The organism is Jeotgalibacillus sp. 10bf12, from assembly GCF_055597105.1.
This window is the reverse complement of record NZ_CP200276.1, coordinates 1,989,166-2,005,410: the sequence shown is the minus strand read 5'-3', so window position 1 is coordinate 2,005,410 and position 16,245 is coordinate 1,989,166. Positions and strand designations below refer to the sequence as shown.

Annotated in this window: 10 protein-coding genes; 2 read left to right on the top strand and 8 right to left on the bottom strand. The window is 44.3% G+C overall.

Annotation, left to right across the window (positions count from 1 at the left end; translation table 11 throughout):
- Positions 1-141: 141 nt before the first annotated feature.
- Positions 142-483: a P-II family nitrogen regulator gene (locus DH10bf12_RS10455; protein WP_471735243.1), complete on the top strand. Its 342-nt coding sequence runs from the start codon at positions 142-144 to the stop codon at positions 481-483.
- Positions 484-505: 22 nt separating this feature from the next.
- Positions 506-1,888, top strand: a complete 1,383-nt coding sequence (locus DH10bf12_RS10450) for an ammonium transporter (RefSeq protein ID WP_471735242.1) — start codon at positions 506-508, stop codon at positions 1,886-1,888.
- Positions 1,889-2,181: 293 nt separating this feature from the next.
- Here DH10bf12_RS10450 and DH10bf12_RS10445 read toward each other — a convergent pair whose 3' ends face one another.
- From DH10bf12_RS10445 to addB, 8 genes are all read right to left on the bottom strand, one after another.
- Positions 2,182-3,012 (bottom strand): phytoene/squalene synthase family protein, encoded by an 831-nt coding sequence (locus DH10bf12_RS10445; protein ID WP_471735241.1) that lies wholly within the window; start codon positions 3,010-3,012, stop codon positions 2,182-2,184.
- On the bottom strand, positions 2,990-4,468 hold the full coding sequence (locus DH10bf12_RS10440; protein ID WP_471735240.1) for a phytoene desaturase family protein: 1,479 nt from the start codon (positions 4,466-4,468) through the stop codon (positions 2,990-2,992). Before DH10bf12_RS10440 ends, DH10bf12_RS10445 begins: the two co-directional genes overlap by 23 nt.
- Positions 4,465-5,979, bottom strand: a complete 1,515-nt coding sequence (locus DH10bf12_RS10435) for a phytoene desaturase family protein (RefSeq protein ID WP_471735239.1) — start codon at positions 5,977-5,979, stop codon at positions 4,465-4,467. Before DH10bf12_RS10435 ends, DH10bf12_RS10440 begins: the two co-directional genes overlap by 4 nt.
- Before the next feature lie 156 nt (positions 5,980-6,135).
- Positions 6,136-6,507, bottom strand: a complete 372-nt coding sequence (locus tag DH10bf12_RS10430) for a YisL family protein (protein ID WP_471735238.1) — start codon at positions 6,505-6,507, stop codon at positions 6,136-6,138.
- Positions 6,508-6,898: 391 nt separating this feature from the next.
- Positions 6,899-7,807: a fumarylacetoacetate hydrolase family protein gene (locus DH10bf12_RS10425; RefSeq protein WP_471735237.1), complete on the bottom strand. Its 909-nt coding sequence runs from the start codon at positions 7,805-7,807 to the stop codon at positions 6,899-6,901.
- A gap of 67 nt (positions 7,808-7,874) precedes the next feature.
- A complete protein-coding gene (locus tag DH10bf12_RS10420; protein ID WP_471735236.1) occupies positions 7,875-9,035 on the bottom strand; it encodes a DUF418 domain-containing protein in 1,161 nt (386 codons plus the stop codon).
- A 31-nt stretch (positions 9,036-9,066) separates the two neighbouring features.
- Entirely contained in the window at positions 9,067-12,738 is a 3,672-nt protein-coding gene (gene addA / locus DH10bf12_RS10415) for a helicase-exonuclease AddAB subunit AddA (protein ID WP_471735235.1), read from the bottom strand.
- Complete coding sequence (gene addB, locus DH10bf12_RS10410) at positions 12,735-16,178, bottom strand: helicase-exonuclease AddAB subunit AddB (protein WP_471735234.1); 3,444 nt, start codon at positions 16,176-16,178, stop codon at positions 12,735-12,737. Before addB ends, addA begins: the two co-directional genes overlap by 4 nt.
- Positions 16,179-16,245 lie beyond the last annotated feature (67 nt).

Genomic DNA, 16,245 nt, shown 5'->3' with positions numbered 1-16,245 from the left:
ATGAAAAGAGGTTTTTTTAAAAAAACACTTGCATTTGTTTAATTTTCTGAATATTATTATAAACATAATAACTTTCGTGTTAGAAAACCTGACATATTATTGATGGTAGGTAACCTGACATTGAATACAAGGAGGATAAAAATGAAAAAGATTGAAGCGATTGTCCGTCCAGAGGTTTTCCAGGAACTCCGTGAAAAGCTGGTCCATCTCGGTATCAACGGTCTGACAGTATTCGAAGCTGCGGGCTGCGGAAACCAAAAGGGAAAGAAAGGCGCTTTCAGAGGAACCTCTTACGAATTACCTCTTGTGTCACGAATCAAGGTGGAGATGGTGACTGAAGAACACCGTACTGATGAAATTGTTGAAGCAATTATCGAAGCTTGTGCGACCGGCGAAATCGGAGACGGTAAAATTTTTATCTCTCCCATAGAAGAAATCATCAGAATCAGAAGTGGTGAACGCGGCAGACAGGCTGTCCTTTAAAAAATTCGGAGGTGTTAGAATCATGAAGAAGAAAATTTTATCTATTACTGCACTTGGAAGTCTCGTGACAACCAGTGCTTATGCAGCACCAGTTACAGCTGAAAGCGTACAGTTTTCTTTAGATACAATGTGGGTAATGATTGCAGCAATTTTAGTATTCTTTATGCATGCAGGGTTTGCGATGGTCGAATCTGGTTTTACACGAGCGAAGAACACACTGAATATCCTTCTTAAAAATATCCTGACAATTTCAATCGGTTCGGTCTTATATTTTCTGGTAGGCTACGGGATCATGTTCGGAAGCTCTAATGGATTCTTTGGAACAACAGGTTTTGCATTATCAGGTGTAGAAGATGTTGGTTTCTTCTTATTCCAGGCAGTTTTTGCCGCTACATGTGCAACGATTATCTCTGGTGCTGTAGCGGAACGAATGAAATTAAGCAGCTACTTAATTCTTACTGTGCTGATGACTGGTGCGATTTATCCGGTAGTTGGTCACTGGGTATGGGGCGGCGGATGGATTTCTGAGCTTGGATTTGTTGATTTTGCAGGCTCTACAGTCGTTCACTTAACAGGAGCAGTTGGTGCTTTTGCAGCGGTAGCATTCCTTGGTGCACGTATTGGTAAGTATGAGGGCAAGAAAGTCAATGCTATTCCGGGTCACAATATTCCAATTGGCGCACTCGGTGTATTCATTCTTTGGTTCGGCTGGTTTGGTTTTAATGGCGGAAGCTCACTTGCAGCTGATCCGACACTTGTACCAATCGTTATCTCTACTACGCTATTATCAGCATCGGGCGGAGTTATCGCTTCAGCGCTTTATACAAAAATCAGATTCAAACAGATTGATCCTTCTATTACACTGAACGGTGCACTCGGCGGACTTGTCGGGATCACAGCTGGTACCGCGAACGTTTCATTAGTTGGTGCAGTTGTAATCGGACTTGTTGCAGGTGTGATTCTTGTAGAAGGTATCCGCTTTATTGATGTGGTTCTGAAGAAAGATGATCCGGTTGGCGCGATTGCAGTACATGGTATCTGCGGCATCTGGGGTACACTTGCAGTTGGTCTTTTCGACACAGCTAACGGACTATTTTACGGCGGTGGCGCAGCACTGCTTGGTGTTCAGGCAATTGGTGTAGGGGCAGTCATCTTATGGACTGGTCTTGCGGTAAGCGCAGTTGTATTCGCTTTGAAATCTCTGGGCGGCATCCGCGTATCACGTGAAGAGGAAATCACTGGTCTTGATTATGCTGAGCACGGATCAAATGCATACGAATTAAAAGAGTCTCTTGTCTCTTCTACCTCTACAGGAAATGCAGCTCTTTCAGGCAGTCTAGTAGAACGTCTTGATGAGCTCGGAAAAACAGGTAAGAAGAAAAAGGTATTAAAAGAGAGCGTTTAAAAGGTTCATAGTAAAAGAGCATCTGCCGTGTTGGCAGATGCTCTTTTTGATTTTGCAGTTTTGCCGGCTGCCGCGGCCAGCGTTCTATTTCAGAAATAAGTTATTCAAATCATCAGCGTGAGGAATTGATTATTCCGACTCTACCCATACATGCTTCGGATCATTTAAAAGAGAATGAATCAGCCTTCAAATCATTTACTTCTGACTCAATTAAACACCCGATCGCTGTGATGCCTTTTTAAACCATTACCAACAAAACAAAAGAGCATCCGCTGCACTCGCGGATGCTCTTTTTATTGGTAGGATGATAGCAATTTATCTTTCTCACTGACTGGCACATAGTTTTTCTCTGAAAATACATTATAATTATTCTTTCTGACCTGATCAAGTATCGCCCGATATAAAACCGCAGCTCCCTTTACAGGTACTCTGCTTGCAGGCGGATATAGATGAATATTTTCCATCGCCTCATCATAATAACCTTCTGCCATGACAGCCATCTCTTCCCACGTGTTAATGAATGCCTCTCCGCCCTGCTTTTCATACAGTAGAGACTCATTATAGCCGTGGCGCGTCATCACTTCAGCAGGCAGATAAACGCGTTCGCGTTCCAGATCCTCACCCACATCCCGCAGAATATTGGTAATCTGCATCGCATAACCAAGTTTTACGGCACTGTCCCTCAGGGTCTTTTCGTTTTCAGGCGCAAGTACCGGAAGCAGCATCAACCCAACAGTACTTGCTACATGATAGGAATAGTCAAGCACCTCATCTGATGTATGATAGGTTCTGTGAGAAAGGTCCATCTTCTGTCCCTTCACCATATCCTTAAAGGCCTGTACATTCATATCGTAGCGTTTAAAAACGTCAGCCAGTGCAATCCAGCACGCATCTTCAAGTTTGTCCCCTGCTAAAAAACGTTCGAACTCTGCTTCAAAAGCTGCAAGCTCTGTTTCAGGCGTTTCACTTTCATCCACAATATCGTCGACTGTCCTGCAAAAGTTATAAATCGCCCACACTGCTTTTCTTTCTTTAGCGGGGAGCATTGAAAAGGCACGATAAAACGTTTTTGAATGGAGTTTAATAACTTTTTCACATTCCTTATAGGCTTTTGCCAGTTCCATCTGCTGATCTCTCCCTTCTATTAAACTTCCTGTCCATTCCATCAGCTAATAGTTTAGCCCCCTGCATCACAATCGGCACACCACCACCCGGGTGAGTGGAAGCACCAGTTGCAAATACATTCACGAGATCCGGATAAGGTTGAAACTGTGGTCTGAATGGCCCTGACTGGAATAATGCAGGTGCTATCCCGAAGCTGCCGCCCGCGTATAACCCTTCCCGCTTCGCTTCATCAGGCGTTCTGATATCCATCCACTCAATCCGCTTCTTCAGCGAATCAAATCCTGACTGTTCCATAGAATCCAGAATTTGTTCAGATAATGCATCTTTGACTTCCTGCCAATTTTCTTCAATTTCTGAAGGTACCGGAACCAGCACATATAAAACGCTTTTCCCATCAGGCGCCAGACTCGGATCTGCTGGTGAAGGATTAAATACATAATAAGAAGGATCTCCAGGAATTTTTTTCTCTTTAAAAATTTCACTCATCGTTTTTTCGAAGTTCTTACTTAAATAGAACTGATGCATCTTTTTATCCTGATAGGTGCCATCGAGTCCCATGTAGATCAGAAGACATCCTGATGAAGACTGGTACTGCCTTCCCTGTTTATTAACAAGTTTTTCAGCAATCGGAAAGTCCCCGTTTAATACAACTGCATCTGATGGTTCGTACTTACTATTATACAGGATGCCGTCAGCTCTTCCAGAATTGATTGAAATTTTCTCAACATTCGCACCCTTGATAATCCGGATACCTGCATCGATCATATTCTTCTCAAGGACTTCTGCAAGTCTGGCATATCCTCCCTTTAAATAATGAATCCCATGCTCATGCTCACTGTAGGAAACGAGTGAATAAATGGCCGGGGTCTGAAACGGGTTGCCGCCAATATATAGTGTCTGCAATGCATAAGCCGTTTTCAGACGGTCATCATTAAAATAGGTATGAAGCTGTTTTGATACTGACCTGAATGCGTTTAATTTACGCAGGGAGTTGATCGTTGACGGTTGAAGTGCATCCCAGCGTTTTAGAAATGACTGTTCTAAAAACCTTGGCTTGCCTTCATTAAACCGCATCTGCATATCTTTCATAAACCTCTGGTAACCAGCTTCTTCCCCCGGAAACACCCGATTAATTTCAGCCAGTTGATCTTCCTTGTCCCGATACTTTGTATAAGTAGTGCCATCAGCAAAATGAAGATCATATAGCGGATCACATGAAATCAATTCATAATCTTCTCTTGGCACCCCTGCCTCGTCCAGCAGAGACTGCAGCATCTCAGGTAACAGTACGATTGTAGGGCCCTTGTCAATTTTGTATTCACCGTGTGTGTGATATGCAAGACGGCCTCCAAGCTGCTCTTCTTTTTCAAAAAGCGTCACTTCAAAGCCTTTTCTTTTCAACAGCAGCGCGGACATCATACCGCCGACTCCACCGCCTATGATAGAAACTCTCATCCCGCCTCACCGCTTTCATTTCCAACGTGATTTCTTTTTTCATTCATTAACAGATTTGATGTAATACGCGCCGATTCCAGAATCGTCGGCAACCCACTTCCAGGGTGCGTCCCCCCGCCCACGAGCCAGGTATGTTCAAGTTCTTCAAATTTATTATGTGGTCGAAGTGCCATCATCTGACTGAGCTGGTGCCCCATACTGAATGTTGCACCTTTAAATACATTAAAATCAACTTCCCAGTGCTTCGGACTGATGATGCGCTCAACTTCAACATGGTCTCTCAGGTTTTTAAAACCAGTTTTTGCTTCAATTGAATCAAGCACCAGATCTCTGAATGTCTTTTCCTGATGATCCCAGTCAAGTCCACTCAGGTTATTTGGAACAGGTGCCAGAATATATAATGCAGATTTCCCTTCAGGCGCAAGCGTCGGATCAGTCACTGAAGCATTTTGAATATAAATCGATGGATCCTCTGACAGTAGCTGTGTCTGCATAATCTCTTCTACATTCTTTTTATAATCCTCAGCAAATGAAATAGTGTGATGAGGCAGATCATATTTCTTATCAATACCAAGATAAATCATAAAAGTGGAGCAGGAATATTTCTTTTTAGTCAACTGCGGCTCACTGAACTTTTTAAGATGATTCCCTTTAACCAGGTTCGTCATTACATGGGCAACGTCACCATTGATGACCACTTCATCCGCTTCAATCTGCGCACCCGATTCAAGTTCAAAGCCTGTTACAACCTTTTGATTGTTAATGTGAAGCTGCTTCACACCATCTCCCAGGTGAATTTTTGCCCCAAGCTCTTCTGCCGCTTTCGCCATTGCTTTTGAGAGCTGATTGACGCCTCCCTTAGGGTGGAAAATGCCGTATTCATGTTCCATAAAGGACAGGATTGAGAATGCCCCCGGGCATTCCCACGGCGACATTCCCAGGTATTTCGCCTGAAATGTAAAGCCCAGCTTCAGCTCTTCATGCTTAAAGTAGTTGCTTAATACGTCGTAAAGGCTTTTTCCAAGCGACAGCTGAGGAAGCGCCTTCAGGACTCTAAGGGATAAGTAGTCAGTATAACGGTCCATTTTGTTTTGCAGAATTGGACGAAGCGCATCCATTTTTCTGCGGGTATCATCCATGAAACGGTCATAGCCCTTCTCATCACCCGGGAAATAAGTTTGTATCTGCTCTTTCATTTTGTCAGGGTCTCTATACATTTTTACATTTTTATCTTTGAATACAAGCTCGTACATCATCGGCAGTTCTATCAAATCCACGTAATCATGAAGGTTCTTACCTGTTTCCTGAAAGATCTCTTCAGCAATTTCAGGCATACTCAAAAATGTCGGTCCAACATCAAATGTATAACCGTTCATTGTAAAAGAACTGTTTCTTCCTCCGACAAACGGATGTTTTTCGTATACGTTTACTTCATAACCTTTTGAAGCGAGCAGCATTGCCGCTGCAAGCCCGCCTGGTCCAGCCCCTATAATTGCAATTGAACGGGTCATAAAACAGCCTCCATCCTCAATCGTTTACATTGTACATAGATTGTTCAAATATTATACAGATAATTGATGTTTATAGTATACACAGGTGTCGGTTTGAAAACAATTTTGAATATGGTGTTGAATAAATACAGAAAAAAGCCGCTGAATAAGCGACTTTTAACCGAGGAAATTGAAACCGACCGGCAGACTGAACCCGAGGTAAAGTGTGCCCAGCAGCGCAATGACCAATAATATCCACATAACTTTAACTGACTTCTGTTTTTTCGTGCGAACGAGGATCATCTCCATGAATCCAATCACAAGAATTCCAAGCAGAAACTTCACGCCGTATAGCGCAGCATCATTTGCTGAGAACTGGAAAAATAACCAGCCGCCAGTGAAGGTGATGAGCACATACATCAGACGCAGAATCATATGTACAATTTTAGCACCCTTTGCATTTGCTCCCTTCATAAGCGCAAGCGCAATAAAGAAAAGCACGATTCCGAGTACCCATGTTGTAATGTGCAAGTGTGTGTTATCTAACATTCCCTAACCTCCCTGAAACTAAATACCGTACTATCTATATGCTACCATATTCCCTTATAGCGGTCGCTGAAAACATTGTCGGAGTGATGAATTTTATGTTGTGAACTCATTAAAATCGCTTATAGCCTCCGCTCCAGTCGAAGTTTTCCGCGGCCGGGCGGTGAGCCGCTAAAGCTGCGCCGTAAGGTCTCACCTGTCTCTTTTTCCGGAGCTGAAGTCACCGTCTTTCGCTTCGGTCAACACTTTGTCTATCTGTTAATATATAAACACTCTAATTCTCGGCACTCTTTCAACTAATATATATGCTTCGGCATGAAAAAACGCACATTAAGAACAGATAGGACTGCTCTTAATGTACGTTTAATGGAGTAATGAACGGTTAATAATTTATTTATTCACCAATCTCATTCGTCAGCGTTCCGATCCCTTGAACAGAGACTTTGATCTTATCGCCTTTTTTAAGGAATTTCGGCGGGTTGAAGCCTTTTCCTACCCCGGCTGGTGTACCGGTTGCGATGACGTCACCCGGCTCGAGTGTCATGCCTTTTGACAGGGTTGAAATGATTTCTTCGATTGAAAAGATCATATCAGCAGTGTTGCCATCCTGTCTGATTTCGTCGTTAACTTTTGTTACAATGCTCAGCTTGTGAGGGTGCGGGATTTCATCCTTTGATACAAGGAATGGACCCATTGGGCACGTTTCATCCAGGCTTTTACCGATGAAAAATTGCTTGTGTCTGCTTTGCAGGTCTCTTGCTGTAATATCATTCACGATCGTATAGCCGAATACGTAATCAATCGCCTGTTTTTCAGGAATGTTCTTTCCTCTTTTTCCAATAACAATCGCAAGCTCACCTTCGTAATCAAGCTGGTCAGTCAGTTCTTCGTATGAAGGAACAAGCGCATTATCACCAGTGATTGAAGTTGATGCTTTCGTAAAGACAACCAGTTCTTTCGGAAGATCTTTTTCAGAACCCATCTCAAGTACGTGGTCACGATAATTTTTTCCGATGCACATTACGTTTTTAGGAGTACGCGGTACCGGTGCTTCCCATACCAGGTCATCAAACTTCACTTTATAGCGTGAGACGTGATCACTTTCTTCAGCGGCACGAATGCATTTTCTTACCGTCTCCTGTAATTCCATTCCGCTTTGAATACCTTCTAGCAGTGTTGCAGGTACGCTTTCATTTGGAATCAGCTCTTTGTGGATTCTGACAATGTTCCATGCTGCTTCCTCTCGCTTTACTTTGACACCGTAAAGTAGTTTGTCTTCAAAACGGAAAGATAGAAATTTCATTGAATGTACACTCCTTAAAATCTGAATTGTCCTTCTATTATACATTTTTTCTGCTATTCTAACAGTTTTATTTTCTGGAATACGACAGTTTTCTCCATAATCTTTCAACAGGTCCCTGATTGAATTTCGATAACCAGAGTTCTGCGAAGATCACCTGCATGACAAATACCCCTAGTGCGATCAGTGTTCCGGTCGCGAGCGTGACTTCCCCGTAAAGTCCGAATCCATAATTATAGAAAATCAGCGTTCCAATGACGGACTGTGTCAAATAGGTTGTCAGCGCCATACGGCCTGTTTTCGCCAGTGGCTGAAGCAGTTTCACTGATATGGATGCTGTCATTACAAGTAATAAAAGGGTTATATACCCCATTCCCACAAGCGGTCCGCCTACGTAGTCCTGCATAAAGACATATGCCAGGTTTTGCTCGCCCCAGTAAGGAGCAGTTTTCAATGTGAGCCCCGCGCCTAAGAAAAGAACCGTTAAAATCCCGAGCATCACTTTCTTTTCAGACGCGCGCTCGAACAATCTCAGTTTGGCTGCACCTGCCCCAATCATCATAAGCGGCAGAATTACAATGATAATTGACACAAATCCTTCAGGGCTGTTTGCATACTGCCAGTCATCAAGACGCTGGCTGAAGATTTGTGTAAATGTTCCGTTCCCGTAGTTGGCGACTGATGATTCAATACCCTGCACGGAACTGAAATACGTGATAGAAGTCGGGTCCACCATCGCAGCTAAAAACATTATTCCCGTGAGTAAACCCTGCGGTAAAAGATATACAACGAACCCCAGTATCAGCAACATTTTCCCGCTCAATTTCAGCATCCAGATCAGGATAAACCCGGTTACTGCATAGGTGATCAGAATGTCTCCTGACCAGACTAAAAATGCATGAATCATTCCAATACCAAGCAGAATAATCAGCCTTTTCATTGCAAATGAAGTGAAGTTCGTGTCTTTTTCAGAAGCTCTCATAAATTGAATGGCAAGCCCTGCTCCAAACATCATCGCAAATATCGGGTAAAAGCTTGCCTGGACGAACACATCGATCCACCAGTAGGTAGGTCTGTTAATAGAATCCCCCCACCATGAGTATGGATCGTAATAATAAAATGGTGAATGAAATGAAATCATATTCACAATAAAAATCCCAAGCAGTGAAAAACCCCTGATAACATCAAGGTTATGCATTCTTTGCTGTGAATCAATTGGCTGTAAACTCAAAGCATATCCCTCCGCCTGACCCTCTTTCAGATCAGTTCTCTTCTAGTTTGATTGTTAAATCAGCATTGAAGAAGTATAAATACACTTCATCAATTTTTCTGTTTAAGCTTTTTTCAAGCGCCTGCTGATAAAGCGACAGCTGCAGTCTGTAGCGCTCTGCAAGCATAGAACGCACATCAGGGTCTGACCGGTCAACATAATCTGTTTTATAATCAAGCAGGACAAGACCCTCATCATCTTCAAACAGACAGTCTGCAATACCCTGGATTAATACCGGGTCATCCACATTCAGCTGAATCCCTGCTTCTGCAGGTGTTGCAGCATACGTAAACGGCACTTCACGCCTGATTTTTTTTGCATGAATCATCCTTTTTCCAAGGCTTGACTGAAAGAATGCAGCAACATGGCTGACTCTCACAGTTTCTGCCTGTTCTTCCGTTAAAATTTCCCGCACAATTAGGCTTGCAACGAGTGATTTAATCTCTTCGTGTTCAGGCACTTTACTCAGCGGTACCTGCTGCATGACAGTGTGCATGATTGTCCCTTTTTCAGCTGCCGTCATTTTCTCCTGCTGAAGAAATGCCGGGCGGCCGTAAAGTTTCTTTGTGGGCTTTATAATTGTATCTGCACTGTTTTCATCAAGCGTTTCATGCTGACGTTTAATAGTAGAAACCGACTGCTTTGATCTGACCATTGCAGCTTCCTCATATGGATAATGCCATTTCAGGCGATGCAGAATATCTTCATGATGCTCACTCTCACCCGGAACCGGATCATGGTTTCTGACATGCGTAAGCCACTCTGCAGCAGACTCCTCTTTGCGTTGTTCTTCACTGAAAAGATGCTTATGATGCTGCTGCATATCCCATACTGACGGGTCTTCAATTGTACCCGGTGAAACGGAATGAATTGCGTGCGGATGCCTGGCAAGTGCAGGTCCCACCCAGTCTGCATAAGACCTTGCGCCTTTTCTTGTAAAGTCAGGCAGCAGCCAGGACTTGTACGAACCTGACAGTGACCACTTTTCTTTTAGCTTTTCTGCATCCGGAACTGTCGCAATCAGGATCAGCTCTTCTTTCGCACGCGTCATTGCTACATAAAGTACACGCATCTCTTCAGCAAGGTTCTCAAGCCGCTTCTTTTCTTTGAAAGCCATCTGTGGGAGTGTTGTACTGCTGATTCTGTTCTCAATATCTACATATGAAAGCGCCAGACCAAAATCTTTATCCAGCAGATAGCTGCCTCTTAAGTCCATTTCATTGAATTGCCTTGCCATTCCTGAAATGAAGACCACAGGAAACTCAAGCCCTTTACTTTTATGAATCGTCATCAGGCGCACGACATCTTCCTGTTCGCTAAGTGCTCTCGCAGCCCCAAGATCGTCGCCTCTGTCTCTCATCCGCTCGACAAATCTAAGGAATCTGAACAACCCGCGGAATGAGGTGGATTCATACTGCCTCGCCCGGTCATACAGTGCTCTTAAGTTTGCCTGACGCTGCTTACCACCCGGTAGTCCCCCGACAAAGTCATAAAACTGTGTATCTCTGAACAGCTGCCAGACAAGATCTGACACGGCACCTGTTCTTGCATATGCGCGCCAGTTTCTGAGTGATATCAAAAACCACGAACACTTTTCCTTCAGCTCTGTATCATCATCAGTTGAGGAGATATAAGCCTGAAGAGCGTCCCAGAATGTGCCTTTCGGATCCGCTTTTCGAATCTTTGCCAGCTGCTCTTCTGTACATCTGACAATTGGAGACCTGAGAACAGATGCGAGCGGGATATCCTGAATCGGATTATCTATGACTTTTAACAAGGAGATCATAATCGCAACCTCCGTCGCATCAAAGTAACCGGTTGAAAGATCTGCATAAAGCGGAATTCCCGCCTGTCTGAATTCATCCATCATATCAGGTGTCCATGTCATGGACCTTGTCAAAATAACAATATCCCTGTATTCAAGCGGTCGGTACAGCTTCTTTTTCACATCATAGATCTGTCTGCCGCCATCAATCATCGTGCGGATTTCTTTAATCATATAGCGCGCTTCAAGTGTTGACCGCTCAAGCTCCAGTTCATCCATCACATCTTCAGACATCTCTTCCTGAGGCGCATCCTCATCAGCCTGGTCAATGACTGCAAATCTGACCGGTACTGTAAGGTCTGTAGGATAAGGCGCGCCTGGAATCAGTTCTGCATCCTTGTCGTAGTCAATCTCTCCGACCATTTCACCCATAATCTGACGGAAAATAAAGTTAACTCCGTCAAGCACTTCCGGACGGCTTCTGAAGTTTTTAGCAAGATCGATCTTCTGACCGCTTCCATCCTGCTGGAATGTCCGGTACTTCCCTAAAAATAAATTCGGTTCTGCCAGCCTGAAACGGTAAATGGACTGTTTTACATCTCCAACCATAAAGAGATTACCATCTTTTTCACCACCGGATTTTACAAGTTGCAAAATCGTCTCCTGTACCATATTGGTATCCTGGTATTCATCAACCAGCACCTCTTTGAATTGATTCCGGTAGTGATAGGCCGCCTGTGAAGGTTCACCTGTGTCAGGATCACGGAGAATTTCCAGACAGAAATGCTCCAGGTCATTAAAGTCTACAAGTCCGCGCTCTTCTTTGGCAGCTTTAAATGCTTTCTCAAACTTTCTCACAAGGTCTACAAGTGTTGAGAGTCTGTCAGTCATCTCATTCATATCCTCAAGCAGCTGCTCAGGGCTTCTGACGAAAAATCCGTCCTTCAAATCATTGATCATTTTCTTCGCCTGATCACGCCACTTTTTTGCCTGCTCTACAAGCTCTTCATCAAAGTCATCGCCTTTACACGGCTTCAGTCTCCCCATTGAAAAGTCGGAGACAGCCGATTCTGCTTCTTTCCATCCGGCAGCATGGCGAATCTCGTTTAGCTGTCTGAGGTCATCTTCAAAGTTCACTGCTCTCGGAAAAGGTCCGCCCGGCTTCCGCGCAGCATCAAGTGCAAGGTTAATCAGTTCAATTGCACCTTCAGCTTCAAGCTGAACGTGAAACAGTACATAGTTCGCAAGTGGATGGTCATCAATCTGAACTTGTTCGGTCTCATGCAGCGAGACAATTCCATCCAGCCAGGTGTCCGGATCTGCATGTGAGCGCGAAAACGTATGAAGCTTTCTGATCATCTGATGAAGCGCATCATCACTTCTGTCGTTTGTCACTGCCTCCACGAGTTCAACAAAAGAATGATTATCTTCTATGCCGTACTCCTGCTCAAGGATCTCTTCAACCACTTCATCCTTTAGAAGCTCAGCTTCCGTAGCATCGGCAATTCTGAAACCCGGATCAATATCGATCATGTAGTAGTATTTCCTGATAACCTCCAGACAAAATGAGTGAAGAGTTGAAATTGCAGCTTTATTTATCAGCGTCAGCTGTTTTCTCAAGTGTCTCGATTCAGGATCTTCAGCGAGTGCTTTTTCAAGCGCTTCTCCGACTCGGTGCTTCATTTCAGCAGCTGATGCGTTGGTAAATGTCACAACCAGCAGTTCATCAATGTCAGTCGGGTGATCGGTATCAAGTACTTTTTGAATCAGCCTTTCTACAAGCACTGCTGTTTTTCCCGATCCGGCAGCGGCAGCGACTAGAATATCACTGCCTTTTTCAAAAATGGCACGCCACTGCTCGTCGGTCCAGGTAACGTGTAAAGGTTTTTCTGGTATCATTCGCTGTCCCCTCCTTCCCGGATTAAGTCCTCAGCCTTTTTAGCCTTCAGTGAACGATATTTATTCTTTTCGAGCGCCGGGTCGAACTGGCATACAGAACGGTATGCACAGAACTGACAGGGCGTTCTTTTTTTATATTCGTAAGGATCAATCGAAACGTCCCCCGCTTTAATTCTGTCACCTGCCGATCGGAACATGGAACGTGTATGGGTTCTCATTTGATCAAACTGGTCTCTGCTTGCCGTTTTTGAATTCGAACGGAGCGTTCCGTCTTTTTTCAGTCCGGCAGATATAATAGAAGAGTTTCCTTCTTCAAGCGTCATATCCATCAGCCTGACGACTTCCTGATCACCCAGAACAAGACCCTTCATCTTATATTTTTTGAGCATCTCTTCCTGCATTTCATCGTTACTCATCGGCTTTTTCGTTTTGACAACCGGATTATGCAGATGAAAATACAGCACCCCGGCAGGTTCCGCTTCAGTCTGAACCAGCTTTGGTGCATTTGACATTGCCACATCAAGATACGTCATCATCTGAAGCGAAAGACCATAATACATTTCGGTAAAATCAAGGTCTCTGACGCTTGATTTGTAATCGATGACCCTCAAATAAACCTTGCCGTCACTTCTCGCCTGATCCACACGGTCAATTCTCCCCTGCAATGACATCGTATCCCCGTCACTTAAGAGAATCCTATGCGGCGGTAACTCCTGACCAGGACCAAATCCAAGCTCCACTCTCAGCGGTTCAAAATCCCCTGCTCTTGCATGTTCACTTAAAATATAGGAAGCCTGACGAATGACCGCCTGCAGTTTTTTCGCAATATAGCGGTATTTATTTGAGCTGTTTAAAATATCATATTGCAGCTGCGGACCGATTTGGCTGACTGCCTGATACGCTAGCTCTGCACACTGCTTTTTGTTCAGACTCTTCCAGCTGATCCCCTTTTGCAGCAACTCTTCAGAAATCCATCTGAGGGCTGCATGGAACAGCTCACCAATATTCGGCGCATCCAGTCTGAAAATACTCCGCTCATGCAGTCTCAGCCCATGACTTGAAAAGTGCTGGAACGCACAGCTGTTCATCCGTTCAATACGCGATACACTGGTCATCAATGAACTGCCATACATACTCTCTGCTGTATCTCTAGAGAGCGGATTTGCCACATTTTCAAAAAACAGTCCGGATAATATCCGCTTACTTTCCTGCTTCCAGAAAGGATCTGTGACGTAAAAGTTATACACATCACGCCAGATGTCTTCAACAGGATAATCTTTTCTCAGCTGCTGAAGCTGTGACGTCATGAATGACGCTGTCGGAAGCGGATGACAGATATAATCAAGCTGCTGATCCCCCGGCACTTCGAGCGGATCGTTCACAGCTAACATCAAACGGTGCTCCGGTAAAATGCCTGCAACTTTTTTAATATAAGGCGAAACAATCAGTGATTTCCCTTCTTCATCTGCAAGCGGATAAGAAATATAAAGCTTGTCTGAAGGAGATGTAAACGCACGGTAAGCAACAAAATCCTCATCCTGCAGCTTTTCCCTTGTACCAGGTGCAAGCTGCATACCCGCACGCTCCATAAAGATCCGGTCATCTTCAGCTAATATCCCATCATCCTGCATTCTCGCGGGCATCACACCGTCATTCACACCAAGCACAAATGACGCACGAACAGCAGGCAGTCTTGAAAGCTCAAGGTCAGCAATAATGACCTGGTCAATCGAAGGGGGTACAAGTGAAAATTCAAGTGTTTCCATTCCGGAGTCGAGAATTTCACTGAACTCCTGGAGCGGCATTTTATCCACTCCGGTGATTTCAACAAACTGATCAAGCAGTTCTACAACTGCATCCCATGCCTGATCGTGCTCTCTTGCAGCTTCCACGTCACCTTTTTCCTCAGCTGATTGTGCCATTTCTTCAAGCTTGAGTGGCACTTCAAGCTCTTCAAGCAGAATAAACACAGCCTCACAATAATCATGAACGGTTTCTGATGTTTTCAGGCGATCTTCAAACCGGTTAAGTGGTGCTGTAATCATTTCCCTTGCTGCATTCAGGTCATCCTGAATCAGCTTTTCCTCATCATTTTGGGGTACCCTGACAAAATCAAGCCCCCTGAACTGCTTATAATAAAACTCATTTTCCCAGCGGTCACCGTGAATTCCCTGGGCCAGCACATAGTTCTCAAGTCTGTCCATCTGACCGCGCAGCAGCTCATGATCAGCTGCTGCCGGGAACAGAAGCTCTGTTTTTACTGCTCTGAAGACTGCTTCATAACGCCAGTGCTTTGTCACGGTTTCAATTGCAGAGCGGATAAATTCAATCAGCGGGTGGTTAAGCATCGTTCTTTTTTTATCTATAAAATAAGGAATTTCATAATCTTTAAATACCGGCTCAATGATTTCATGATACGCATCACCATTGCGGATCAGTACGGCAATGTCCTTATAACGGTAGCCCTCGTTTCTCGCAAGCTTTCTGATCTCGCGCGCAACCGCTTCAGCTTCAGCTCTTCTGTTCGCTGCTTCTATAATCGTCATATCAGCCTGCCCTTCGTAAGCAGAACCGTACTTTTCAAATGTCTGCTCTAAATGTGACAGACCTTTTCCTTTATATTTAGCGTTCTCTTCTGACTGGATCACATCTGCTTTTTCCCCGGCTGCTGCTGCGATTTCCTTTAATCTGTTGACTGTATCCGTTGTCTGTCTGAACAGAAGCGGGTCGGGAGAATGCAGATCGGCTGTTACAGCTGCTGTCATTGATTTCGACTGAGCGAACAGCTTTTCAATCACCAGATATTCCTGTGGTGTAAAGCTGTGGAAGCCATCGAGATAAATATCGGTGCGGCTGAGCAGATCCGAATCTTTTATTTTTTCAGCAAGTAGTCTTAAATAATCCTCTGAATCTATGTATTTGTCTTTCAGCTGCTCATCAAATCCTGCGTAAATCCGTTCAATATCCTTCAGCTTATCGAGGAGTGCTTTTGGTGCAGTTTCACTCATTTCAGCTGTTTTCTCAAGCAGATCCTCAGGCTGAATGCAGTACCTTCTGAACTCTGTCAGCATTTTTTCAACGTGACCGACAAAGCCATGTTTCCCTGCAGCACGGCCAAACATGACCATCTGATCCTTCTGTTCATTGATCAGCTTTCTGACAAGCATACTGGCGCCTGTATGATTAATATGTATTCGTGCAGCTCCTCCTGTCTCCTGAAGAATTCTCCAGGCCAGCCGCGTAAAGCTGAGCACCTGTACCCTGACCATCCCACCGGTTTCAACCGCAAGGCGGTATTCTGACTGGAAGGTCATTTGTTCAGGTACAATCAGGAGAATCGGATCACCTGACGGATCTTTTTTGACCTTTTCGGTGATTTCACTCATGATTCGATCTGTTTTACCGGTTCCGGAACGTCCTGTTTTGATCACAAGCGGCATGATTGTGCCTCCTTTGTCATTTGCATATAGCTATTATCTTACAACTGGCGGTTAATGAAAAGTGATG

Excerpts from the sequence above, each read along its gene's own strand:
- DH10bf12_RS10455 (WP_471735243.1), top strand. The coding sequence starts at position 142 with ATGAAAAAGATTGAAGCGATTGTCCGTCCAGAGGTTTTCCAGGAACTC.
- DH10bf12_RS10450 (WP_471735242.1), top strand. The coding sequence starts at position 506 with ATGAAGAAGAAAATTTTATCTATTACTGCACTTGGAAGTCTCGTGACA.
- DH10bf12_RS10445 (WP_471735241.1), bottom strand. The coding sequence starts at position 3,012 with ATGGAACTGGCAAAAGCCTATAAGGAATGTGAAAAAGTTATTAAACTC.
- DH10bf12_RS10440 (WP_471735240.1), bottom strand. The coding sequence starts at position 4,468 with ATGAGAGTTTCTATCATAGGCGGTGGAGTCGGCGGTATGATGTCCGCG.
- DH10bf12_RS10435 (WP_471735239.1), bottom strand. The coding sequence starts at position 5,979 with ATGACCCGTTCAATTGCAATTATAGGGGCTGGACCAGGCGGGCTTGCA.
- DH10bf12_RS10430 (WP_471735238.1), bottom strand. The coding sequence starts at position 6,507 with ATGTTAGATAACACACACTTGCACATTACAACATGGGTACTCGGAATC.
- DH10bf12_RS10425 (WP_471735237.1), bottom strand. The coding sequence starts at position 7,807 with ATGAAATTTCTATCTTTCCGTTTTGAAGACAAACTACTTTACGGTGTC.
- addA (WP_471735235.1), bottom strand. The coding sequence starts at position 12,738 with ATGATACCAGAAAAACCTTTACACGTTACCTGGACCGACGAGCAGTGG.
- addB (WP_471735234.1), bottom strand. The coding sequence starts at position 16,178 with ATGCCGCTTGTGATCAAAACAGGACGTTCCGGAACCGGTAAAACAGAT.